We start from the raw sequence: 20,639 nt of genomic DNA, 5'->3' as shown, positions 1-20,639 counted from the left end.
CTTTTTTTGTAAGGATCTTGCGAGTATACGGACCGATCAACACACCGGGAGAGGCGACGCCCATGACAGCCAAATTGCCAGCCGGCGAACAGCCCCTGTTCGGTCGTCCGTGGATCTTCATCCGCGGCGTACCCTCGATGAAGTTCCTGCCGCCGGAAGGACCGCTCGAGGTCGCATTCGCCGGCCGCTCCAATGTCGGCAAGTCGTCGCTCATCAATGCGCTGACCGGGCAGAAGGGACTTGCCCGCACCTCGAACACGCCCGGCCGTACCCAGGAACTCAATTATTTCGTTCCCGACGGGTATTCCGGCGAGGCAGGCGACCTGCCGCCGATGGCTCTTGTCGATATGCCCGGCTATGGCTATGCCCAGGCGCCGAAGGAACAGGTCGATGCATGGACCAAGCTCGTCTTCGATTACCTGCGCGGCCGCGCGACCCTCAAGCGCGTCTATGTGCTGATCGATGCTCGTCACGGCCTCAAGAAGAATGACGACGAAGTTCTCGACCTGCTCGACAAGGCCGCGGTTTCCTACCAGATCGTTCTGACCAAGACGGACAAGATCAAGGAGGCCGGCGTGCCGCGGCTTGTCGCGGAAACGCTCGACAAGATCAGGAAGAGGCCGGCCGCATACCCCTTCGTCCTCGCCACCTCATCCGAAAAGGGCAACGGTCTCGAAGAGCTGCGCGCGGCAATCGTAGAGACCGTCAGCTAGAGCATTCCCGGCAAGAACGGACGCGCATTCAAAGCCCTATTTCCCTGTTGTCACGCAATTTCGCGCGCAGGACAGCCGAACAGTTTTGCGCGGCAGGCCCTAGGACATCTCAGGGATGCGCCAAGCCCAGAGCCATGACGGGTCCGCTCGCCTTGCCCGAGGAGGAGCCTCCAAGGGGCTCGGCACTGAAGGCAAGGCTCGCTCCTTCGAGAAGCCGGTTTCGCAATTCCGGGGGAACGACAATCTCGCTTTCTCCGGTCTGCGGCAGAACGCCGAGCGAGCGCGGTTCCTCCTTTTCTCCGACCAACCATAGCTGGAGCGATTTCTTGCCGCCGCCGCCGACCACCGCTGGCGTCACCTGCAAGCGCCCCGAAACATCGTCATAATGGGCGACCAGGTTTATGGCCCCATCGCCGCCAACCGAGCGAAGGGCCATGGGCTGACCGGGGCCGGGGCGCATGTCGGCGCCAGCCTCGAGACAGAGATAAAGCGCGAAGGTGCCAAGCACGGCGAGCCCGATGCCACGCCAGAAGGGAAGCGAAGACCAGAAGGCAAAAACAATGCCCGCCACCGACCCCCGGCGCCGGCGGGGGGGCCACGGAAGGCCTTCCATCTTCGAGAGCAGCATTTCCGGCGGCACCTCGGCGCCATTGGCCGTATCGAGTTGCAGGAGATTATCCTCCCAGCGGCGAACCATGGCTGCAAACAGGCGATCGCCGCGCAGTCGTTCCTCCACATTCAGCCGTTCCTCGCTCCCGAGGACGCCGAGCACATATTCGCCCGCAAGGACCTCATCCCGCGAACGATCACCCTTGCTCTTGTGCGGTATCGTCATGCATGCCCTCCTCCCCCACGATCAAAAGGCTGCAACGCAGCCACGAGCGCACACCATCCCCTACGGCACGCCACGCCGTCCCATCGGTCCGGATATGAGAGCTCCTCCTCATCGGCACGCCTCCCCGCGTACACAGCATCAGGATCTATCGCTTATATACGAGTGTCAATCCGCTTTCGTTCCACGGGGATCGAGGTTTATTGAACGGACCCGGCGATAAGAGCCCCACTACCCATCGGGATCGATCTTGCACTGGAAGGCCGAGATCCAGCGACGATGGTATTCCATGACGGCTTGCCACCTGTCTTTTCGTCGCTGCCACCTCCTCGGAAAAAGGAAATGGCCTCGAGGATTTGCGCGCGGCAATCCTCAAGGCCATCGGCCAGGCCACCTGACGCAGTGGGCCCGGCCTTCTGGAGCCCCGCCAGAGGCGGGGCCAGCGGCTTGATCTTCAAGCCTTCGGCAACAGGACCTTGTCGATCACGTGGATGACGCCGTTCGATTGCTTGACGTCGGCAATCGTGACAGTCGCCACACCGCCGTTTTCGTCAGTGAGGGTGATCTTGTCGCCGTCCATCTTGGCCTTCAGCGTGCAGCCGCCAACGGTCTTGACCGCATGGCTGCCGCCCTCATCGGCGATCATCTTGGCAACGGCGGACGACATGGCTTCGGCTGCCACGACATGGCAGGTCAGTACCTTGGTCAGTTGTTCCTTATTCTCAGGCTTCAGCAGCGTATCGACCGTGCCTGCCGGCAGGGCATCGAAGGCGGCGTTGACCGGAGCAAAGACCGTGAACGGGCCAGCGCCGGACAGGGTTTCGACCAGGCCAGCAGCCTTCACGGCGGCGACCAGGGTCGTGTGATCCTTGGAGTTGGCGGCATTCTCGACAATGTTCTTGTCTGCATACATGGCTGCACCGCCGACCATGGGGTTTTCGGCGTGGGCGGCCACGGTACCGACTGCGAGTGCGGCGGCAAGGGTGAGCGGGCGAAGAGTGGTCTTGAACATTTCGGTTTTCCTCTGTCCTTGTGTTCTCGATCCGTCCTCGGCGGCAGAATTGCCATCCGGGCGGCTGTTTTGATCCCGATATCGGGAACACGACAAGGGACGAGAGGTCGGCGAAAAAAGTTTCAGAGAGCAGCCAAAAGATCGGAAAAAACTCAAGTCACTGAAACGAAAAGAGAGTTTTCGCGCAGCAAGAGCCCATCAGAGATGGGCGGGTCCGAGGGCAATGACCGGACCGGTGGCCTGGCCGGTCGGAGAGCCGCCAAACGGCTCGAGGCTGACAGCAAGCACGACTCCTTCGGCGAAACGGTCCCGGAGGCTGTCAGGAACGATGATCTCGCCCTCCCCCGTCTGTGGAAGGACACCGAGCGAGCGGGGTGCCATATCGCCCTCGATCAGCCAAAGCTCCAACGATTTCTGCTGGCGCTCGCCGGTCGCAACCGGCCTCACCTGTAGCCTGCCCGATCCGCTGTCATAACGCGCGACCAGACTGATGACACTGTCCTTGCCAGCAAGTTCGGCAACCAACGGAGGCCCACCCGCGGGCCTGTCCCACAGACCGGCTTCCGTCCCGGCGACAACCGCCGCGACAACCACGCCGGCGAAAGCAAGGCCACGCCAGAGAGCGAGCGAGTTCCACAGGGTCCCGAGGACGGAGGTCCAGGCGCTCTTCGGCGGTTCCCTGAACAATCGCCCCTCGATCCTGGCAAACAGCGCCTCGGGCGGCAGTTCCATACCGTAATCGTCGTTGAACTGCGAAAGATTGTCTTCCCAGCGGCGCACGATGGCAGCGAAGGTGCGATCGTGGCGCAGCCGCTCCTCCACCTTAAGGCGGTCCTCGACGCCGAGAACGCCGAGCACATATTCGCCAGCGAGGACTTCTTCTCGCGAGCGGTCACCCTTGCTCTGGTCTGGCGTGGTCATCCATGCACTCTCTCAATTTCAACAGGCTGCGACGTAGCCATGTCCGCATCGTGTTCAGCGGCACCGAGAACCGATCCGCAAGCTCCTGATAGGACAATCCCTCCACATAGGCATGCCTCACCGCGCTCGCACAATCAGGATCCAATGCTTGCAGACAGGTGTCAATCCGCTTTCCTTCCGAGCGCAGCACTGCGCTCTGTTCGGGGTTCGCCGCCCTGTCGGCAAGCTCGAGGACCGTTTCCAGTTCCTCTGTCGTCGGACGGCGGACCCTCAGACGGTCGATGCAGTGATAGCGTGCGATCGCCGCCAGCCATCCCATGGCGCCATTGCCGGACGAGGCGAAAGTCTCGGCGTGCTGCCAGACCTTCACGAATATATCCTGTAACGCCTCCTCGGCGTCGGCCCTGTTTCGCAATATACGCAGGCAGATGGCAAAGAGTTTCGGCGATGAACGGCTATAGAGTATGGAAAAGGCAGCGCGGTCTTTAAGGGCCACGCGGCTCAACAATACGGCGATCTCGTCGTTTGGCATCGGCTTTCAGGCCCTCTCCTCCAGACAGCCCCCGCCCGGGTGCAGTTTTTTTCTGTTCTGCTGGGGATTACGCCCACTGGTCATAGGCGGATCATCCACCTCGCTTATCTTTTCCCGGATTATTCCATCGGGATCGATCTTGCGCTAAAAGGCCGCGATCCAACGACGAGGGTATTCCATGACGGCTTCCGATAGCGAAATCCAGGCGCAACTTCTGGCCCAGGCCCTGCCCTTCATGCAGCGCTATGAAAACAAGACGATCGTCGTGAAATATGGCGGCCACGCCATGGGGAATGCGGAGCTCGGCAAGGCGTTCGCGGCGGATATCGCGCTGCTCAAGCAGTCGGGCGTCAACCCGATCGTCGTTCACGGCGGTGGCCCGCAGATCGGCGCCATGCTGACCAAGATGGGCATCGAATCGAAGTTCGAAGGCGGCCTGCGCGTGACCGACCAGAAAACCGTCGAGATCGTCGAGATGGTGCTCGCCGGCTCGATCAACAAGGAAATCGTCGCGCTTATCAACCAGACTGGCGAATGGGCGATTGGCCTTTGCGGCAAGGACGGCAACATGGTCTTCGCCGAAAAGGCCAAGAAGACCGTCACCGATCCCGACTCCAATATCGAGCGCGTTCTCGACCTCGGCTTTGTCGGCGAGGTCGTGGAAGTCGACCGGACGCTGCTCGACCTTCTGGCAAAATCGGAAATGATCCCGGTCATCGCTCCGGTCGCGCCGGGCCGTGACGGCCACACCTACAACATCAATGCGGACACCTTCGCCGGCGCCATCGCCGGGGCGCTGCGCGCCGACCGCCTGCTGTTCCTCACCGACGTGCCGGGCGTACTCAACAAGCAGGGCGAACTTATCAAGGAACTCTCGGTGGCCGAGGCGCGTGCCCTCATCAAGGACGGAACCATTTCCGGCGGCATGATCCCGAAGGTGGAGACCTGCATCGATGCCATCCATGCCGGCGTTCAGGGCGTCGTCATCCTGAACGGCAAGACGGCCCATTCCGTGCTGCTGGAAATCTTCACCGAACACGGCGCCGGCACGCTGCTGGTTCCCTGAACCGGTACATCCGTCCGGTCACAAGGCGAAAAGGCCGACCGGACGCATCTTGCCCTCGTGGCGCAGGAGCCATTTCTTGCGCCATAGTCCCCCGCCATAACCGACCAGCGATCCATCCGCGCCGATGCAGCGGTGGCACGGGACGATGATGCCGATCGGATTGGCGCCATTCGCCTTGCCGACGGCCCGCACGGTTTCCATGCCGCCCACATTTCTTGCGATATCGCCATAGGAACAGGTTTCGCCGAGCGGCACCTTGAGAAGCTCCGCCCATACCTTCTGTTCGAATTCGCTCCCAGCCGGTGCAAGTGGCACGGAGAACTCAAAAGCGCGGCCAGCGAAATAGGTTTCGAGCTCCTTGCCCACCGTCCGGGTCAGGGCATTGCCGGGCAGCACGGCATCCGCGTTCATCTGCCGCCGGATCGCTGCATCGTCGGTCTCCGGTGTCGTGCGTTCGCGAAACTGCAGCGCCAGCAACGCCTTATCGTCGGCAATCGCGACCAGATCTCCGACCGGACTGTCGAGCCATTCGCAATACACCGTCCGTTTCATGACCCGCTTCCTCTCCTGGAGCCACAGTCTACCCGCCTGCGGCGAAGAGAACAATCAGTGCACAGATGCAATCCGGGTGGCTCGCTTTCAGCCGAGCAACAACAGAAGGATGCCGGCAACGATCAGGAGGCAGCCGGCGACCTCCGTGCGATTTACGCGCTCGTGAAACAGAAAGAACGAGGCGAGGAAGGTGAAGACCAGTTCGATCTGACCGAGCGCTCGAACGTAGGCGACTTGCTGCAACGTCATCGCCGTGAACCAGCAGGCGGAGCCCAGGACGCCGGCGAGACCGACGAGCGAGGACGAGCGCCAGGAACGGATCACGTCGACGATCTCGCGCCTGTCCTGCAGGACCATCCACACAAGCATGAAAACCGTCTGGAAGGTCGTTACGCAGGCAAGCGTGACGGCCGCCGCGACGATGGGATTGTGATCCCCCAGCGACAGTGATGCCGATCGGTAGGCCACGGCGGATATGCCGAAAACCGCACCGGAGGCAATGCCTATCAAGGCTGTGCGACCGGCAAGCGCCTTCAACAGGTTGGCGAAAGTGAGCGGCATGCGCGCCACCGAGATCATCATCACGCCGGCCACACCCACGATGATGGCGCCCACCGCACCGGTCGTCACGCGCTCACCGAGCAGGATGAAGCCGAAAATCGCGGCCTGCACGGGTTCCGTCTTCGAATAAGCGGTTCCGACTGCGAAATTACGCAGCGAGAAGAGATGCACCAGCAGCATGGTCGCGAAAATTTGGGCAAGGCCACCGATGATGGCCCACAGGGCGAAGACCGGATTGGGGACCGGCAATTCATATCCGCCGAGAAAATGCAGACCAAGGACATAAAGAATGGCGATCGGAAAACCGTAGCCGAACCGGACGAAGCTTGCGCCTCTCGTACCGAGCGATGTCCGCAGATGTTTTTGAAGGGCCGACCGCAGGTTCTGCAGGAAAGCGGCAGCGACGGTAATCAGTATCCAAGGTTCCATGCGGCGGCGGTATCACGGCATCGACAGCGCCGCCAAGGTCACTTCCGGCTGGAATCGGAGTTTCGCATTTTCTTCTGCCGGCGAGGCATGCCATAAGGACGTCATGAACAAGAGAGCCTCCGCCCCCACAGCCGGCGATTTCGCCCATGTCCGTGACTGGGTCTTCGACCTGGACAACACGCTTTATCCGCATCACATCGACCTGTTTGCACAGATCGACCGCAACATGACGGCCTATGTTTCGGAACTCCTGCAGATGGAGCCCACCGAGGCGAAGCTTCTGCAGAAGAAATATTACTACGACCACGGTACGACGCTGGCCGGCCTGATGCTGCATCACGGGGTCGACCCGAACGACTTCCTCGCCAGGGCCCATGCGATCGACTATTCCGCGCTGCTTCCCGATGAAGCTCTGGGAGCAGCAATCAAGGCCCTGCCGGGCCGCAAATTCATCTTCACCAACGGCACCGTCGCTCACGCGGAAGCGGCGGCGCGTGCGCTCGGCATCCTCGACAATTTCGACGACATTTTCGATATCGTCGCCGCCGATTACCAGCCGAAGCCGGCCGGCAGCACCTATGACAAGTTCATGAGCCTCAACCGGGTGGATACGAAGAAGGCCGCCATGTTCGAAGACCTGCCGCGCAATCTGATGGTTCCGAAGGCTCTCGGCATGAAGACCGTGCTGCTCGTGCCCCGAAATCTGGAGAGCGTGGTTCTGGAAAGCTGGGAACTGGCAGAAAACGCCGAACCCGAGAACATCGATTTCGTCACCGACGATCTCGCCCGGTTCCTTGCCGGGCTGGTTGGCTGATCTCGGCAGGGCTTGCCAACATTACGGAAGTTTCATCCAGCCTTAACAAGGTTTAAGTCGGAATAGGCGAACGTCGGCGGTAATCTTTTCTTCGTAAACGAGGAAAGGAAAGTCTTATGTACGCTCGCAAAACGACGCTTGCCGCTCTTGCGACCGCGCTGCTTGTCAGCGCCTCCTCCGGTATCGCGCTCGCGCAAGGTGGCAAAGGTCCCGGACCGATGGACGGCCCCTGCGGCCCACGCCCGATGATGATGCGCGGACCGGCCGGCATGTTCATCCACGGGCTTCAGGAATTCGACGTCAACAAGGACGGCAAGATTTCGAAGGATGAAGCCAAGGCCGGCTCCGACACGCTCTTTGCCGCTATCGACGCGGACAAAGACGGCAACCTGACGCCCGGCGAATTGCGCAAATACCGCGAAGCTCGCATGGAAGCCTGGAAAGCTTCGATGCCAAAGCCGCCGGCCGCCGAAGATGCGGACAAGGCGCAGGCGCCTGCACCTCAGGACGATGCCTCGACCGCGCCCCCGCCTCCCCCGGACGACATGGCGGATGACGACGACATGGGCATGCCGAACGGTCCTCGCGATTGCGGTCCGCGGGACGGCAAGGGCCCGCACGATGGCAAGGGCTGGAGAGACGACAAGCCGCGCTTCGGCCGGCATGACGACCGCGACGGCCCCGATCGTAATCGCCCGCGCGACGAGATGGGTATGGGGCCGATGGGGCATCACGGGATGCGCCGCATCATGGCCCGGATGGATACCGACGAGAACGGCCAGATCAGCAAAGCGGAAGCAGCAGCAGCGACCGACAAGCTCTTCGACCGGTTCGACACGAACAAGGACGGCTTCATCTCCGCCGACGATTTCCCGGCCGGGCCGAAGATCCTGCCCTGACAAAATCCGATCAGGGAACAAAGGAAGCCGCCAGACATCTGGCGGCTTTCCGCATTTCTTGAGCTCACTTCACCGCGACATCGTGGGTGTGTTCATAGCGATCCGCGATGATCTTCCATGCCTCCTCTGCCGTCTCGACAAAATGGAGAAGCTTCAGGTCATCGGGCGCGATGGTGCCGAACTCGGCAAGCGCCTCGAAATTCACGATCTTGCGCCAGAATTTTTCGGCGAAGAGGATAAGCGGGATCGGTTCCATGCGCTTTGTCTGGATCAGGGTCACGGCCTCGAAAAGCTCGTCGAGGGTGCCGAAGCCGCCGGGAAAGATCGCGATAGCCTTCGCGCGCATCAGGAAGTGCATTTTCCGGATGGCGAAATAGTGGAAATTGAAGCTCAGTTCCGGCGTCACGAAGGCGTTGGGCGCCTGTTCGTGCGGCAGGACGATGTTTAGACCTATGGTCGGTGCGCCAACCTCGGCGGCCCCACGGTTGCCGGCTTCCATCACGCCCGGTCCCCCACCGGTGACGACCACATATTCCTGGTGATTGTGGAGGGCCGCATGCTCTCCGCAGAGACGGGCGAACTTGCGCGCTTCCTCGTAGTAGATCGACGCTGCCTCAAGATTGGCTTTCTGGGTTTCGTTGCGGGCCGCCCAGGCGCTTGCGCCGGGCGCGGGAATGCGCGCACCGCCAAACATGACGATCGTCGACTTGATGCCGCGCTCGGTCAGGATCATCTCCGTTTTCAGAAGTTCGAGTTGAAGCCTGACGGGCCGTAACTCTTCACGGCAGAGAAAATCGTCATCGAGATAGGCCAGCCGGTAGGAAGGCGATTCCGATTGCGGAGTCCGTGGGATGCCGGCCACGCGGCTGCGATCCGTCTGACTGCTCTTCAGCGTCTTCCAAACCCCGTCGTCCTGCCGATGCCGACCGTTGCGCAGCTTTGCCATGCTTCATGCCTTTCTTTGCCTTACCTGGACGCGAATGCGCCGGCGGCAGTTTTCAACCCCGGGCGAATACGCTAGATCAGTGCCGGTTCCCCGATTGAGAATTCGGATATCGTCCGTTTCCACGATAGACAACGAAATTTAAGGAAATCAAATGAACGCCACGGATATCAGCGCCCTCGAAAAGGTCATCGAAGCCGCCTTCGACAATCGCGATACGGTCACGACGGCGACCAAAGGCGAAATCCGCGATGCCGTGGAAGCTTCGCTGGAACTGCTGGACAGCGGCAAGGCACGCGCGGCGACCCGGGGAGCGGACGGCACCTGGACCGTCCATCAGTGGCTCAAAAAGGCGGTCCTGCTCTCCTTCCGCTTGAACGACATGGGCGTCGTCAAGGGCGGCCCGGGCGCTTCCACCTGGTGGGACAAGGTTCCGTCCAAGTTCGAAGGCTGGGGAGAGGAACAGTTCCGCTCGGCCGGCTTCCGTGCGGTTCCCAACGCCGTGGTACGCCGCTCGGCCTATGTCGCAAAGAACGTGGTGCTCATGCCCTCTTTCGTCAACCTCGGTGCCTATGTCGATGAAGGCACTATGGTCGACACCTGGGCGACGGTCGGCTCTTGCGCGCAGATCGGCAAGAACGTGCATCTATCCGGCGGCGTCGGCATCGGCGGCGTGCTGGAACCCCTGCAGGCCGGGCCGACCATCATCGAGGACAACTGCTTCATCGGCGCCCGCTCCGAGGTCGTCGAGGGTTGCATCGTCCGCGAGGGCTCGGTGCTCGGCATGGGTGTCTTCATCGGCAAGTCGACCAAGATCGTCGACCGCGCGACCGGCGAGATCACCTATGGGGAAGTCCCGCCCTATTCCGTCGTCGTTGCCGGCACCCTGCCGGGCAAGTCCTTCCCGAATGGCGAACCGGGACCGAGCCTTTACTGCGCGGTGATCGTCAAGCGCGTCGACGAGAAGACACGCTCCAAGACCGGCATCAACGAACTGCTCAGGGACTGATTTCCATGCTCGCTGCGGCCCGCCGGCCGACTGTCGCGTGGCTGTTCTTCAGCCCGTCCGGCCGGGCGGGCCGGCAGACCTTCATTCTCGGCTGGCTGTTCTGGCTGATGCTGAATTCCTTTGCCCTGGCAAAACTGGCGCTCGTTCCGGAAGACGACGATCTTCTGCCGCTCTACAGCCTGATGTTCCTTTCGAGCATGGGCTGTTCCATCGTGTCGGCGATGATGCTGAGCATCAAGCGGCTGCACGACATGGGCATGCCGGGATTGATCGCGCTTCTGATCCTGGTGCCGGCACTGTCCCTGGTGATGCTTCTCGTGCTCTGCCTCTGGCCGTCGGCGCGCAAAGCCAATACCTATGGAGGAGCGACCGACTGGCCGCAGACATGAAGCCGCCTTCGGTGGTGACACAAGGCAACCGATCGGATAAATCTGCCCGATCCTCTTTCGTGCCCGGTCCCCTGTTTACAGTTCCGGGCTGCATCCAGCGCAGTATGTCATGATCGCCACGAATCCTGTCGACGTCCTTCAAGCCCTTATCCGCTGCCCCTCAGTAACGCCCGCCGAAGGTGGCGCCCTGACCGCGCTGCAACGGTTTCTCGAGCCGCTGGGTTTCAAGGTCTCCCGCGTCATGGCGCACGAGGACGGCACACCCGACATCGAGAACCTCTATGCCCGTCTCGGAACAGACGGCCCACATCTGATGTTCGCCGGGCATACGGACGTGGTCCCCGTCGGCAACGAGGCGGCATGGAGCCATCCACCATTTGCCGCGGAGATTTCCGATGGCATGCTCTACGGTCGCGGGGCGGTCGACATGAAAGGCGGCATTGCCTGCTTCATCGCGGCGCTTGCACGGCTGGTCGAGGAGAAAGGCGCGCCGAAGGGTTCTGTCTCGCTGCTCATCACCGGTGACGAGGAAGGCCCCGCGGTCAATGGCACGACAAAGCTGCTCGAATGGGCGACTGCGCAAGGCGAACGCTGGGACGCCTGCCTCGTCGGCGAGCCGACCAACCCGGACCAGCTTGGCGACATGGTCAAGATCGGCCGTCGCGGCTCCATTTCCGGCACGGTGACCGTGCGCGGCGTGCAGGGCCATGCCGCCTATCCGCATCTCGCCGACAATCCGGTGCGCGGCGCCATCAAGCTGGCCGAATCCCTGATGCACCCGCCCTTCGATCACGGGACGGACAACTTCCAGCCGTCGAACCTCGAGGTGACCTCGATCGATGTCGGCAATACCGCGACCAACGTCATTCCGGCGAGCGCCGTCTTCAAATTCAATATCCGCTTCAACGATACCTGGTCGGCGGAAAGCCTGCAGACCGAGATCCTGCGCCGGCTCGATGCCGCCGCGGCCGATACGACGTTGCGACCCGGTCGCGAGCCTATCCGATACGACATCGTCTGGTCCGAACGCCCGAGCCAGGTTTTCCTGACCCGCAATAATGCCCTGATTGCGTCACTTTCCGATGCAATCGAGAACGTCATCGGCGCCACGCCGCAGCTTTCAACGACAGGCGGGACTTCCGATGCGCGCTTCATCAAGGACTATTGCCCAGTGGTGGAGTTCGGCCTCGTCGGGCAGACCATGCACATGGTCGACGAGCGTGTGGCGGTAGAGGATCTCGAAACATTGACCCGCATCTACCGTACCTTCATCGAACAATGGTTTGCGAATGCCATCGCTTAAGGAGGTCGAGACCTACCTGACCGGACTTTGGCTCCTGTTCCGACAGGACCCGCGAGGCTTCGCCTTTCTCGATCTTTCGGATCGCGGCGCATTGCGCTCCTTCTGGGCGGCAGCCTGGGCATTGCCGACCACGATCATATCCTTTCTCTGGTGGCGCAGCACTTTTCTCGAAACGCTTCCCGAAGGCGCCGAGGTCGGAACGCTCTTCTTCTTTCGCCTGACGTTGGTCGAGTTCGCCAACTGGATCGTGCCGCTGGTGCTTGTCGGCTTTCTGTGCTGGATGGTGGGGATCGGCTCGAAATTCTCCGCCGTCGTGGCAATCGCCAACTGGATGGCTTTGCCGGTATCCTATGCCTATGCGACACTCGTCGTTCTGATGATGCTTTTCCCGGCGATCGACACCCTGGTTGCGCTCGCCTGGCTCGGCTTGATGCTTGCCTTCGTGGTCAGTCTTTTTCGCATCTTCCGCATGGTGTTCGGCAATCACATCCTGACGATCTCGACCATCACGATGGTGTTGCTTGTGCCCTCGATGATCCTGTCGGAGATGCTGGAACGCTTTCTTGGGGTCTTTCCCGGCTGACCACCGCTCCGGCTCCCAGCCGTTTATTCGTCGCCGGGGTAATCCACCTTCAGAAAGAACAGGCCTTCAGGCGGCGCGACCGGCCCACAGGCCGAACGGTCGCGGGCATCCAGTGCCGCGCGCACATCCTCAGGCGTCATCTTGCCCTCGCCAGCCAGCTTCAGGGTACCGGCGAAGGACCGGATCTGGTTGTGCAGGAAGCTCTGCGCCGAGGCCCGGATTTCGATCAGTTCGCCGGTTCGCGTCACATCCAGCCGATCCAGCGTACGCACCGGGCTCGTCGCCTGACAGTGCGCCGAGCGGAAGGTGGTGAAGTCGTGGTGGCCGACGAGCATCTGGGCCGCCGCATGCATCGCTTCATGGTCGAGTGGTTTCGGCACCCACCAGGCACGCTCGGCCTCCAATGCGAGGCGGGCGGGCCGGGTGATGATGCGATAGAGATAATGCCTCCGCATCGCGGAAAAACGGGCGTCGAAAGCCTCGTCCACGGCGGCGACATCGAGAACGGCAACCCGTTCGCCCGCCAATGCCAGATGAGCGTTGAGCGCGTTGCGAAGCTTGTAAGGCTCCCAGGCACGTGCAAGGTCGACATGGATAACCTGGCCAAGTGCGTGAACGCCGGAATCGGTCCTGCCGGCACCGCGAATCGAAACGGTTTCCCCGGTCAGAGACAGGACTGCATTCTCCAGCGCGCCCTGAACGGACGGACCGTTTTCCTGTCGTTGCCAGCCGACATAGGGTGTGCCGTCATATTCGACGGTCATACGAAAACGGGGCATCAGGAAAGCACCGAGCCGGCCGCGACCGGCGTGCCCCGCAGGAATTCGGCAGCGTCGAGCGGCTTGCCGCCCGCTTTCTGCAGGCGCGTCAAGCGCACGGCACCGGAGGAACACGCAACCGTCAGTGCGTCGTCAAGCACCGTTCCGCCGGGTGCGCCTGCGCCATCCGCCATGGTCGAGCCGAGGACCTTGACCCGCTCAGACCTGCCGTTCAGTTCGATTTCAAACCAGGCGCCGGGGAAAGGCGAAAGGCCGCGAATGTGGTTGTGAACAAGCTCGGCCGGCCTGTCGAAATCGATCCGGGTCTCCGCCTTGTCGATCTTCGCGGCATAGACCACGCCATCTTCCGATTGCGGCATGGTCTCGAGCGTGCCGCCTTCCAGCCTGCCCATGGCCTCAACCATCGCCTCCGCCCCGACATCGCGTAGCCTGTCGTGCAGTTCGCCGGCGGTCATGTCAGGGCCGATCTTCACCCTGCGGGTCAATGCCACGGGGCCTGTGTCGAGCCCCCTGTCCATCTTCATGACCATCATTCCGGTCTCGGCATCGCCCGCCATGATCGCCCGCTGGATCGGAGCGGCCCCTCGCCAGCGCGGCAGGAGCGACGCATGGCCGTTGAACGCGCCGAGCCGGGTGCCCGTGAGGATCGCTTCGGGCAACAACAGCCCGTATGCCACCACCACGGCGACATCGGCGCCGAGTGCACGGAATTGCTCGCGATCTTCCTCCGCCCGGAAATTCGGTGGATGCCGGACGGGGATGTCGAGCTTTTCGGCGGCAAGATGTACGGGGGATTTCTGCAGATCGAGCCCACGCCGCCCGCCCGGTCGCGGCGGCTGAGTGTAAACGGCAACGATATCGTGGCCAGCGGCAGCCAGCGCCTCCAGCGTTGCGACCGAGAATTCCGGAGTTCCCATGAAGATAATGCGCAGTGCCATTGCCGTTCAGCCTCCGTCGATCACGCATGTCCGCCGCATTCGCGGTCAACGAACCATGAGATGGCTCAGAGCGCCTTCTGCTTGGCCGCCTTGGTGAACTTCTTGATGACCATATCGCGCTTCAAGCGAGAAATGTGATCGATGAACAACACACCGTTCAGGTGGTCGATCTCGTGCTGCAGGCAGGTTGCCAGCAGGCCATCGGCTTCGGTGATCTGCTCCTTGCCGTCGCGGTCGAGCGACCTGACGGTGACAAGCGCGGGACGCTCAACCTCGGCATAATAATCCGGAATAGACAGGCAGCCTTCCTCGTAGACGGAGCGTTCGTCCGAACTCGTCAGGATTTCGGGATTGATGAAGATGAGCGGCTTCTTTTCTTCGCCTTCCCGGCTGACATCGATCACCAGCATCCGGCGAGGAACGCCAACCTGGATGGCGGCCAGCCCGATGCCCGGCGCATCGTACATCGTCTCAAGCATGTCGTCGGCAAGCCGGCGCACGTCGTCATCGATGCGCTCGACCGATGCGGAAACCTGGCGCAGAAGGGGGTCGGGAAGGATAATGAGGGGCTTGATGGTCATGGCCTCCCATAACCGATCTTTTCCCCATATGGAATCGAAAAACGCGGGACATGCCCGCGTTTGAAGAGCTTAGGAGATCGTTGCGCCATCAAGCCGCGCGGGCACGGATGACGCGCTCTTCCCCGGGGTTGGTGCGAATGCGAATTTCGCCAAGCAACTCGACAAGTCCCGCCACCTCGTGGCGGAGACGCTGGGTTTCCGCCGAGGTCTGCTCGACCATGGTGCTGTTCTCGTGGGTCAGCAGATCGATGCTGTGCGTCGCCTGATTGACCTCGCTCAGGCCGGTCGCCTGATCCTTGGCCGCACCCGCAATATCCGAGACGATGGCATGCACCGCATCGATGCGGGAGATGATATCGCCAAGAGCCGTGCCGGTATTGGAGACGAGGCCGACGCCTTCATTGACCTGATCCGAGCTTTGCGAGATCAGACGCTTGATCTCCTTGGCGGCATCGGCGCTGCGCTGTGCCAATTGGCGCACTTCCTGCGCCACGACGGCGAAACCTTTTCCCGCATCACCCGCCCTCGCAGCCTCGACGCCGGCATTCAGCGCCAGCAGGTTGGTCTGGAACGCGATCTCGTCGATGACACCGATGATCTTGGAAATCTCGGCGGAGGATTTTTCGATCTCTGCCATCGCCGAAATGGCATCCGAAACGACTTCGCCGGAGGTTCGGGCCTGCTGCTGTGCCTCCTTTACAGCCTCGGAGGCGCGCTGCGCGTTGGCGGCGGTCTGGCTGACGCTCACCGACAATTGCTGCAGGGCGGTCGAGCTTTCCTGGATGCCGGCGGCCTGTTTCGTGGTTCTCACTGCGATTTCGTCAGAGGCATTGGCAATCGTTTCCGTGCCATCGAGGATCTCCTCGGATGCACGGCGGATCGAGGCGAAGGACTCGCTCAGGCGGACGACGGTTTCGTTGTAGTGCTGGGCCATTTCCTTAAAATTGTCCGGCAGATCGGCAGACATCCGATTTTCGAAATCGCCGCGGGCGAGCGCCTCCAGACCATGGCGAAGGTGTTCCATAGCCAGGCGCTGGTCGGCCTCGAACCTCTCGCGCTCCTCTTCCAGCCGGTGACGCTTCTCGTCGAGAGCGTCCAGGTAGACCGAGATCGAATAATCCATGTCCAGCATGGAGGCCTTTATCAGCGCGGCGAGCTTTTCGCCGAGCGCCGCCGCATGCTGCTTGCCGAAGGGAAATGGCCAGTGCTTCTTCAGGACACCGGAGACGAGTTCCGTCATCAGCATGGAGTAGCCGCCGATATACCATCGCGGCTCGAGGCCCGTGCGGGCATGCGCCATGCCCACGGCTGTTACGCCCTTGACATAATCGGCGGTAAATCTGCCGCTGGAAAGCTTGTCCCAATGACCGATCTGGGCGTTCTTGGCAGCATCCATGTGCCCCTTGTCGCGGAAGAAACGCTTCAGTTTCGGAGTCGCAGCCACCTTGGCATAAAACTTGTCGAGAGCGCCGCCGATAATTTCGGCAAGCGTCGGGCGAAGGGAACTCAGCGTATCGCAGGTCTTCTCGTCAAGCTCAAGGAAGGCAAGCCGCTCGGACAGATTGTCATCGGGGTTTATATTTTTCATCGTCTCGCCACGATTTTTCAAGCTCCCCCAGGAAGCTCATGAATGTCATCAATATGAGACGAGCATTCGTGAAAATCCTAAACGACCGATGAACAAGGCCGAACAAAATTGACAAATTCGAAGGCCGCGGCATGTGGCCACGCCCTTCTCTTTCCCAGTATCAGCCCGCCCTGCGATATGCCGGATGGTCGCCGGCGCGGCGATAATGAACGTTGTCCTCAGCAGCGTCAGCATTGCGGGTCCGGAAGCCGCGCAGGGCGGTTACCAGTCGTTCGACCTCATCCTTGAGGGTCGCGGTCTGGGCCGAGGTCTCCTCCACCATGGCTGCGTTCTTCTGGGTAATCGTATCCATCCCGCCGATGGCGGTATTGACCTCGTGAAGACCGCTCGACTGATCGGCGGCAGCGGAAGCTATGCCAGCCACGATCCCGTTGATCTCGTCGATCCGGCCGATGATCTTGTCCAGAGCCTCGCCGGCATTGTTGACGAGCCCGACACCGGTCTGAACCTGGGAGGAGCTTTGCGAGATCAGGCCCTTGATCTCCTTAGCAGCGCTTGCGCAACGCTGCGCGAGTTCGCGAACCTCCTGCGCGACGACGGCAAAGCCACGTCCAGCCTCACCGGCGCGGGCGGCCTCGACGCCGGCATTCAACGCCAAGAGGTTGGTCTGGAAGGCAATCTCGTCGATCACGCCGATGATCTTGGAGATTTCGTCGGAGGATTTCTCGATCGCCCCCATGGCGCTTACGGCATTCATCACGACATCGCCGGAAGCCCGCGCCTCATTTAGCGTGAGACCTACGACCTTTGCCGCCTTCTGAGCGCCCTCGGCGCTCAGCGTGACGTTCTGGGTCAGTTCATGCAATGCGGCGGTGCTTTCCTCGAGACCTGCGGCCTGCTGTTCGGTTCGCTGGGCGAGATCGTCGGACGCATCCGAAATCGCGGCGGTGGAGCGGAGAATTTCTTCGGCGGCGCTGCGCACCGTCTCTATGGTCGAGCGCAGTTTCTCCACCGAGGCATTGTAGTCGGATGCCATGCCGACAAAATTCGGTGGCTGCTCACTGGAAAGCTTGGCCTCCAGGTCACCGTTCGCGAGCTTGGTCAGCACATCGCTCAGGGATGCGAGGGCAACCGCCTGCTCCTGTTCGGTCCGAATGCGCGCCTCATCGGCGGCCTTCCGCTCCGACGCCAGAATGTCGAGATAGACGGTGATGGAATAGTCCATGTCCAGAAGCGCTGCCTTGACCAGGATGCCCACCTCCTCGGCAAGTGTCTGAGCTTCCTTTCGGGCAAAGCGCGTTGGCCAGCGTTCGCGGATTACGGCGTGGATCAATTGCTCGACGAGCACGGCATATCCGCCGATGTACCAACGCGGCTCCAGGCCGATACGGGCATGGGCCTTGCCGACGGCCACGACGCCTTCGACGTAACGTTCGTCGTATTGGGCATTGGCGACGACGTTCCAATGCCCCTCCTGCCTCTTCTTTGCACCCTGGATATGGTCTTCACTGCGGAAGAATGCGGCGGTTTCCGGCGTGCTGCGAACCTTTTTGTAGAAGATATCAAGCGCCGGACCGATGTTTTTCGTGATGGACGGCACCAGTTTGCGCAGGGTATTCTTTGCCTTTTCATCGAGACCAAGAAAGCTCAGGCGCGCCGCCAGCGCGTCTTTTTCGTCCACCTGCTTCATTATCATCCCCAGCTCGAAAAGGACTTGGATATGAGGCGTCGTGCACCTATCCAATTAGAATTTTATGAAATACCTGAATGGTAAACATTGTATTGCCCTAATATTTGAATTTTAGCATTTATTGCAATTCTTGCGTTCCGCCACTCTAGCGAGAACCCGAACCGAACGGCGGTTACGGCTACTGCTCCGGCCGCTCCTCCACAGTTTGTTCCCCATTTGATCTATCATCAATTCGGGAATCTGTTAGGATCGGGCAATGAACCAGATCGATACCTCGTTCCTCAATCCGTATCTCATCCACCTCACTCCGGCCATCGCGGTCATCTGCACGACCGCGATGCTGGCGCTGGTCGGCCTCGTATTGATGATCTTCCTGATACGGCGATCCAGCCGACTGCAGGCCGAGCGCCAACTGGAAGCCGACAGGCGCGAGGCGGCGGCCGAGGCAAGACTTTCCGAATTGCTGAAGGCACAAGCGGAAATGCAGGGACGGCTCGCCGCGATGTCGGAGGTTTTCGGCAACCGGCAAGCAGAACTGAACCAGGCAATCAGCCAGCGGCTTGACGGCATGACGCACCGGATCGGCGCGACGATCACCGAGCAAACCAAATCGACCCATGAAAATCTGCGCCACCTGCAGGAACGGCTTGCGGTCATCGACGCTGCCCAGAACAACATCCAGTCGCTCGCCAAGGACGTGGTCGGGCTGCAGGCCATCCTGTCAAACAAGCAGACACGCGGAGCCTTTGGACAATCCCGCATGGAGACGATCGTCGCCGACGGTCTGCCGATGGGCGCTTACAGTTTCCAGCCCACCTTGTCGAACGGCTATCGTCCCGATTGCACGATCCGCATGCCGAACGATGCTCCGCCTCTTGTGGTCGATGCAAAGTTTCCGCTTGAGGCCTGGAACGCGATCCGCGAGGCAGAAAGCCCCGAATTGAAGAAAACGGCGGGGCAGCAGTTCCGTCGGGATATCGAAGTGCATATCCGCGACATTGCCGAGAAGTATCTCGTGGCCAGTGAGACCCAGGATATGGCTCTTCTGTTCGTGCCCTCGGAATCGATCTTCGCCGAAATACACGAGAACTTCGAGGCCGTGGTTCAAAAGGCCCACAGGCAACGGGTGGTTATCGTCTCCCCTTCGCTGCTCATGCTTTCGATCCAGGTGATCCAGGCCGTTCTGAAAGACCAGCGGATGCGGGAACAGGCACATCTCATCCAGGGCGAGGTCATCCATCTGATGGAAGATCTCACCCGCCTGGACGAACGGACAAGGAAACTGCAGGGGCATTTCCTTGCGGCGCAGCGGGATGTCGACATGATCCTGACATCGGCGGACAAACTCAACAAGCGTGGCACCCGTATCGAGGCGATGGAGTTCGACACTGCCGGCGGCGGGAACGTCGGCGACAACGATCCGGCCGGCAAAGCGGTCGAAAGCCGCACGGGCTTCCTCAAGCTCAGGGTTGTTGACGAGGACTGAGCACTTCGTCCAAAAGGAGCGGAACGGAGGACGACAGTTCGATGATTACGGTATTCGGTTCCATCAACATGGATCTCATCGCCACGAGCCCCAGGCTTCCCAAGCCGGGAGAGACGGTCGGCGGAACCGGCTTCTCGACAGCGGCCGGCGGCAAAGGGGCCAATCAGGCTCTTGCGGCCCGACGCGCGGGGTCGACGGTGCGTATGGTCGGCGCCGTCGGCAGCGATCAGTTCGCCGAACCTGCCCTCCGCCTGCTCGATGAAGCCGGTGCGGATCTTTCGGCCGTAAAGCATGTGACGGAGCCGACGGGCACGGCGTTGATTATTGTCGGCGCCGACGGTGAAAACATGATCGTGGTCGTTCCCGGTGCCAACGGCACCGTCACAGCGGCCGACGCGCATAGAACGGTCGACAGCATGCAGGCTGGCGACATCCTGATGCTGCAAATAGAAGTCCCCGCTTCCGCCGTCGAAGAGGCCCTGATCGCCGCAAATCGGCGAAAGGTCACCACGATCATCAACATCGCGCCGCTGACTGCGGAAGCCGCCAGGCTTGGGCGCATGGCCGATATTGTCGTTGCCAACGAAACGGAGTTCGAGCGGCTTGCCGCACGGGATGGCATGAGCGCGGACGAGCGCGAGAAGGTCCTGCTGCAGTTGCATTCCGAAACAGGCCAGACGCTGATCGTCACGCTCGGTGCCGACGGCGTCATCGCGGCGCGAGACGGCAGGCTTTATCGCACGAAGGGGCTCGACATCACCCCGGTCGATACCGTCGGCGCCGGAGACACTTTCTGCGGTTACATCGCCGCCAGCCTCGACCAGGGGCTCGATTTCGAGCTTGCCCTGCGCCGCGCCGCAGTCGCGGGTTCACTCGCCTGCCTGAAGCCGGGAGCACAACCTTCGATCCCGGTGACCGAGGACGTCGCAAGGCATCTTTAGACCTCGAAGACGAAAAGACGCCGGCATCGCGGTTTACAAGAAAAACCACCCGTCCTTCAACGACCGTTAAACATTGGC

At 61.2% G+C, this 20,639-nt stretch carries 22 protein-coding genes; 10 read left to right on the top strand and 12 right to left on the bottom strand.

The annotated features are described in order from the left end of the window. The first annotated feature begins 62 nt into the window (after nucleotides 1-62). A complete protein-coding gene (gene yihA, locus J5N58_RS13335) occupies nucleotides 63-713 on the top strand; it encodes a ribosome biogenesis GTP-binding protein YihA/YsxC (protein ID WP_112827732.1) in 651 nt (216 codons plus the stop codon). A 109-nt stretch (nucleotides 714-822) separates the two neighbouring features. Here yihA and J5N58_RS13330 read toward each other — a convergent pair whose 3' ends face one another. The 4 genes from J5N58_RS13330 to J5N58_RS13315 form a co-directional block, all read right to left on the bottom strand. Then, the gene (locus tag J5N58_RS13330) at nucleotides 823-1,548 is read right to left on the bottom strand and encodes an anti-sigma factor (RefSeq protein WP_112827731.1); all 726 of its coding nucleotides are present in this window, start codon (nucleotides 1,546-1,548) and stop codon (nucleotides 823-825) included. A 451-nt stretch (nucleotides 1,549-1,999) separates the two neighbouring features. Next, entirely contained in the window at nucleotides 2,000-2,557 is a 558-nt protein-coding gene (locus J5N58_RS13325) for a fasciclin domain-containing protein (protein WP_113443783.1), read from the bottom strand. A 198-nt stretch (nucleotides 2,558-2,755) separates the two neighbouring features. Then, nucleotides 2,756-3,478 carry an anti-sigma factor gene (locus J5N58_RS13320; RefSeq protein ID WP_113443784.1) on the bottom strand — a complete coding sequence of 241 codons (723 nt, stop codon included), beginning with the start codon at nucleotides 3,476-3,478 and terminating at the stop codon, nucleotides 2,756-2,758. Continuing rightward, the gene (locus J5N58_RS13315; RefSeq protein WP_113425262.1) at nucleotides 3,450-4,010 is read right to left on the bottom strand and encodes a sigma-70 family RNA polymerase sigma factor; all 561 of its coding nucleotides are present in this window, start codon (nucleotides 4,008-4,010) and stop codon (nucleotides 3,450-3,452) included. The genes J5N58_RS13320 and J5N58_RS13315 overlap by 29 nt, the downstream gene beginning before the upstream one ends. A 178-nt stretch (nucleotides 4,011-4,188) precedes the next feature. Here J5N58_RS13315 and argB point away from each other — a divergent pair, with 178 nt between their 5' ends. After that, entirely contained in the window at nucleotides 4,189-5,076 is an 888-nt protein-coding gene (argB, locus tag J5N58_RS13310; protein WP_112827727.1) for an acetylglutamate kinase, read from the top strand. An 18-nt stretch (nucleotides 5,077-5,094) separates the two neighbouring features. On the opposite strand, the gene J5N58_RS13305 is transcribed toward argB, so the two are convergent. Next, entirely contained in the window at nucleotides 5,095-5,628 is a 534-nt protein-coding gene (locus tag J5N58_RS13305; RefSeq protein WP_113338365.1) for a methylated-DNA--[protein]-cysteine S-methyltransferase, read from the bottom strand. Nucleotides 5,629-5,715: 87 nt separating this feature from the next. Next, nucleotides 5,716-6,618 (bottom strand): DMT family transporter, encoded by a 903-nt coding sequence (locus J5N58_RS13300; RefSeq protein ID WP_112827725.1) that lies wholly within the window; start codon nucleotides 6,616-6,618, stop codon nucleotides 5,716-5,718. A gap of 103 nt (nucleotides 6,619-6,721) precedes the next feature. Here J5N58_RS13300 and J5N58_RS13295 point away from each other — a divergent pair, with 103 nt between their 5' ends. Next, the gene (locus J5N58_RS13295; protein WP_244711136.1) at nucleotides 6,722-7,432 is read left to right on the top strand and encodes a pyrimidine 5'-nucleotidase; all 711 of its coding nucleotides are present in this window, start codon (nucleotides 6,722-6,724) and stop codon (nucleotides 7,430-7,432) included. Nucleotides 7,433-7,548: 116 nt separating this feature from the next. Continuing rightward, nucleotides 7,549-8,331: an EF-hand domain-containing protein gene (locus J5N58_RS13290; RefSeq protein WP_112827724.1), complete on the top strand. Its 783-nt coding sequence runs from the start codon at nucleotides 7,549-7,551 to the stop codon at nucleotides 8,329-8,331. Between the two features lie 64 nt (nucleotides 8,332-8,395). On the opposite strand, the gene J5N58_RS13285 is transcribed toward J5N58_RS13290, so the two are convergent. After that, on the bottom strand, nucleotides 8,396-9,277 hold the full coding sequence (locus J5N58_RS13285) for an LOG family protein (protein ID WP_112827723.1): 882 nt from the start codon (nucleotides 9,275-9,277) through the stop codon (nucleotides 8,396-8,398). A 151-nt stretch (nucleotides 9,278-9,428) separates the two neighbouring features. On the opposite strand from J5N58_RS13285, the gene dapD reads away from it, so the two are divergent. The 4 genes from dapD (at nucleotide 9,429) to J5N58_RS13265 (ending at nucleotide 12,558) form a co-directional block, all read left to right on the top strand. Beyond that, on the top strand, nucleotides 9,429-10,283 hold the full coding sequence (gene dapD, locus J5N58_RS13280; protein WP_113443785.1) for a 2,3,4,5-tetrahydropyridine-2,6-dicarboxylate N-succinyltransferase: 855 nt from the start codon (nucleotides 9,429-9,431) through the stop codon (nucleotides 10,281-10,283). A gap of 5 nt (nucleotides 10,284-10,288) precedes the next feature. Then, the gene (locus J5N58_RS13275; protein ID WP_113443786.1) at nucleotides 10,289-10,672 is read left to right on the top strand and encodes a DUF805 domain-containing protein; all 384 of its coding nucleotides are present in this window, start codon (nucleotides 10,289-10,291) and stop codon (nucleotides 10,670-10,672) included. A 109-nt stretch (nucleotides 10,673-10,781) separates the two neighbouring features. Beyond that, nucleotides 10,782-11,975, top strand: a complete 1,194-nt coding sequence (dapE, locus tag J5N58_RS13270) for a succinyl-diaminopimelate desuccinylase (protein ID WP_113443787.1) — start codon at nucleotides 10,782-10,784, stop codon at nucleotides 11,973-11,975. Continuing rightward, on the top strand, nucleotides 11,962-12,558 hold the full coding sequence (locus tag J5N58_RS13265) for a hypothetical protein (protein ID WP_112827719.1): 597 nt from the start codon (nucleotides 11,962-11,964) through the stop codon (nucleotides 12,556-12,558). The genes dapE and J5N58_RS13265 overlap by 14 nt, the downstream gene beginning before the upstream one ends. Nucleotides 12,559-12,581: 23 nt before the next feature. Here J5N58_RS13265 and truA read toward each other — a convergent pair whose 3' ends face one another. The 5 genes from truA to J5N58_RS13240 all read right to left on the bottom strand — a co-directional run bounded on the left by truA (nucleotide 12,582) and on the right by J5N58_RS13240 (nucleotide 18,140). After that, nucleotides 12,582-13,337: a tRNA pseudouridine(38-40) synthase TruA gene (gene truA, locus J5N58_RS13260; RefSeq protein WP_113338369.1), complete on the bottom strand. Its 756-nt coding sequence runs from the start codon at nucleotides 13,335-13,337 to the stop codon at nucleotides 12,582-12,584. Continuing rightward, the gene (gene fmt / locus J5N58_RS13255) at nucleotides 13,337-14,275 is read right to left on the bottom strand and encodes a methionyl-tRNA formyltransferase (RefSeq protein ID WP_113443788.1); all 939 of its coding nucleotides are present in this window, start codon (nucleotides 14,273-14,275) and stop codon (nucleotides 13,337-13,339) included. The genes truA and fmt overlap by 1 nt, the downstream gene beginning before the upstream one ends. A 65-nt stretch (nucleotides 14,276-14,340) precedes the next feature. Then, on the bottom strand, nucleotides 14,341-14,856 hold the full coding sequence (def, locus tag J5N58_RS13250) for a peptide deformylase (RefSeq protein ID WP_244711133.1): 516 nt from the start codon (nucleotides 14,854-14,856) through the stop codon (nucleotides 14,341-14,343). Nucleotides 14,857-14,944: 88 nt separating this feature from the next. Continuing rightward, nucleotides 14,945-16,444 (bottom strand): globin-coupled sensor protein, encoded by a 1,500-nt coding sequence (locus J5N58_RS13245; RefSeq protein WP_112827715.1) that lies wholly within the window; start codon nucleotides 16,442-16,444, stop codon nucleotides 14,945-14,947. Nucleotides 16,445-16,604: 160 nt separating this feature from the next. Beyond that, nucleotides 16,605-18,140, bottom strand: a complete 1,536-nt coding sequence (locus J5N58_RS13240) for a globin-coupled sensor protein (protein ID WP_162757548.1) — start codon at nucleotides 18,138-18,140, stop codon at nucleotides 16,605-16,607. Between the two features lie 250 nt (nucleotides 18,141-18,390). Between J5N58_RS13240 and J5N58_RS13235 the strand changes: the two genes are divergently transcribed. Beyond that, nucleotides 18,391-19,620 carry a DNA recombination protein RmuC gene (locus J5N58_RS13235; protein WP_113338372.1) on the top strand — a complete coding sequence of 410 codons (1,230 nt, stop codon included), beginning with the start codon at nucleotides 18,391-18,393 and terminating at the stop codon, nucleotides 19,618-19,620. 41 nt (nucleotides 19,621-19,661) lie between these two features. Next, the gene (locus J5N58_RS13230; protein ID WP_113425256.1) at nucleotides 19,662-20,561 is read left to right on the top strand and encodes a ribokinase; all 900 of its coding nucleotides are present in this window, start codon (nucleotides 19,662-19,664) and stop codon (nucleotides 20,559-20,561) included. Nucleotides 20,562-20,639 lie beyond the last annotated feature (78 nt).

Origin of the sequence: Paenirhizobium cremeum, from assembly GCF_022884085.1 — a bacterium.
Taxonomy (GTDB): Bacteria; Pseudomonadota; Alphaproteobacteria; order Rhizobiales; family Rhizobiaceae; genus Allorhizobium; species Allorhizobium cremeum.
This window is presented reverse-complemented; position numbering and strand designations above follow the sequence as displayed.

Bases quoted from the DNA above. Each gene is read 5' to 3' on its own strand.
- J5N58_RS13275 (WP_113443786.1), top strand. From the start codon at position 10,289: ATGCTCGCTGCGGCCCGCCGGCCGACTGTCGCGTGGCTGTTCTTCAGC.
- def (WP_244711133.1), bottom strand. From the start codon at position 14,856: ATGACCATCAAGCCCCTCATTATCCTTCCCGACCCCCTTCTGCGCCAG.
- J5N58_RS13235 (WP_113338372.1), top strand. From the start codon at position 18,391: ATGAACCAGATCGATACCTCGTTCCTCAATCCGTATCTCATCCACCTC.
- J5N58_RS13315 (WP_113425262.1), bottom strand. From the start codon at position 4,010: ATGCCAAACGACGAGATCGCCGTATTGTTGAGCCGCGTGGCCCTTAAA.
- J5N58_RS13305 (WP_113338365.1), bottom strand. From the start codon at position 5,628: ATGAAACGGACGGTGTATTGCGAATGGCTCGACAGTCCGGTCGGAGAT.
- J5N58_RS13330 (WP_112827731.1), bottom strand. From the start codon at position 1,548: ATGACGATACCGCACAAGAGCAAGGGTGATCGTTCGCGGGATGAGGTC.
- dapE (WP_113443787.1), top strand. From the start codon at position 10,782: ATGATCGCCACGAATCCTGTCGACGTCCTTCAAGCCCTTATCCGCTGC.
- J5N58_RS13300 (WP_112827725.1), bottom strand. From the start codon at position 6,618: ATGGAACCTTGGATACTGATTACCGTCGCTGCCGCTTTCCTGCAGAAC.
- yihA (WP_112827732.1), top strand. From the start codon at position 63: ATGACAGCCAAATTGCCAGCCGGCGAACAGCCCCTGTTCGGTCGTCCG.
- argB (WP_112827727.1), top strand. From the start codon at position 4,189: ATGACGGCTTCCGATAGCGAAATCCAGGCGCAACTTCTGGCCCAGGCC.
- J5N58_RS13240 (WP_162757548.1), bottom strand. From the start codon at position 18,140: ATGATAATGAAGCAGGTGGACGAAAAAGACGCGCTGGCGGCGCGCCTG.
- J5N58_RS13265 (WP_112827719.1), top strand. From the start codon at position 11,962: ATGCCATCGCTTAAGGAGGTCGAGACCTACCTGACCGGACTTTGGCTC.
- dapD (WP_113443785.1), top strand. From the start codon at position 9,429: ATGAACGCCACGGATATCAGCGCCCTCGAAAAGGTCATCGAAGCCGCC.
- J5N58_RS13320 (WP_113443784.1), bottom strand. From the start codon at position 3,478: ATGACCACGCCAGACCAGAGCAAGGGTGACCGCTCGCGAGAAGAAGTC.
- J5N58_RS13295 (WP_244711136.1), top strand. From the start codon at position 6,722: ATGAACAAGAGAGCCTCCGCCCCCACAGCCGGCGATTTCGCCCATGTC.
- J5N58_RS13325 (WP_113443783.1), bottom strand. From the start codon at position 2,557: ATGTTCAAGACCACTCTTCGCCCGCTCACCCTTGCCGCCGCACTCGCA.
- J5N58_RS13285 (WP_112827723.1), bottom strand. From the start codon at position 9,277: ATGGCAAAGCTGCGCAACGGTCGGCATCGGCAGGACGACGGGGTTTGG.
- truA (WP_113338369.1), bottom strand. From the start codon at position 13,337: ATGCCCCGTTTTCGTATGACCGTCGAATATGACGGCACACCCTATGTC.
- J5N58_RS13245 (WP_112827715.1), bottom strand. From the start codon at position 16,444: ATGAAAAATATAAACCCCGATGACAATCTGTCCGAGCGGCTTGCCTTC.
- J5N58_RS13290 (WP_112827724.1), top strand. From the start codon at position 7,549: ATGTACGCTCGCAAAACGACGCTTGCCGCTCTTGCGACCGCGCTGCTT.
- fmt (WP_113443788.1), bottom strand. From the start codon at position 14,275: ATGGCACTGCGCATTATCTTCATGGGAACTCCGGAATTCTCGGTCGCA.
- J5N58_RS13230 (WP_113425256.1), top strand. From the start codon at position 19,662: ATGATTACGGTATTCGGTTCCATCAACATGGATCTCATCGCCACGAGC.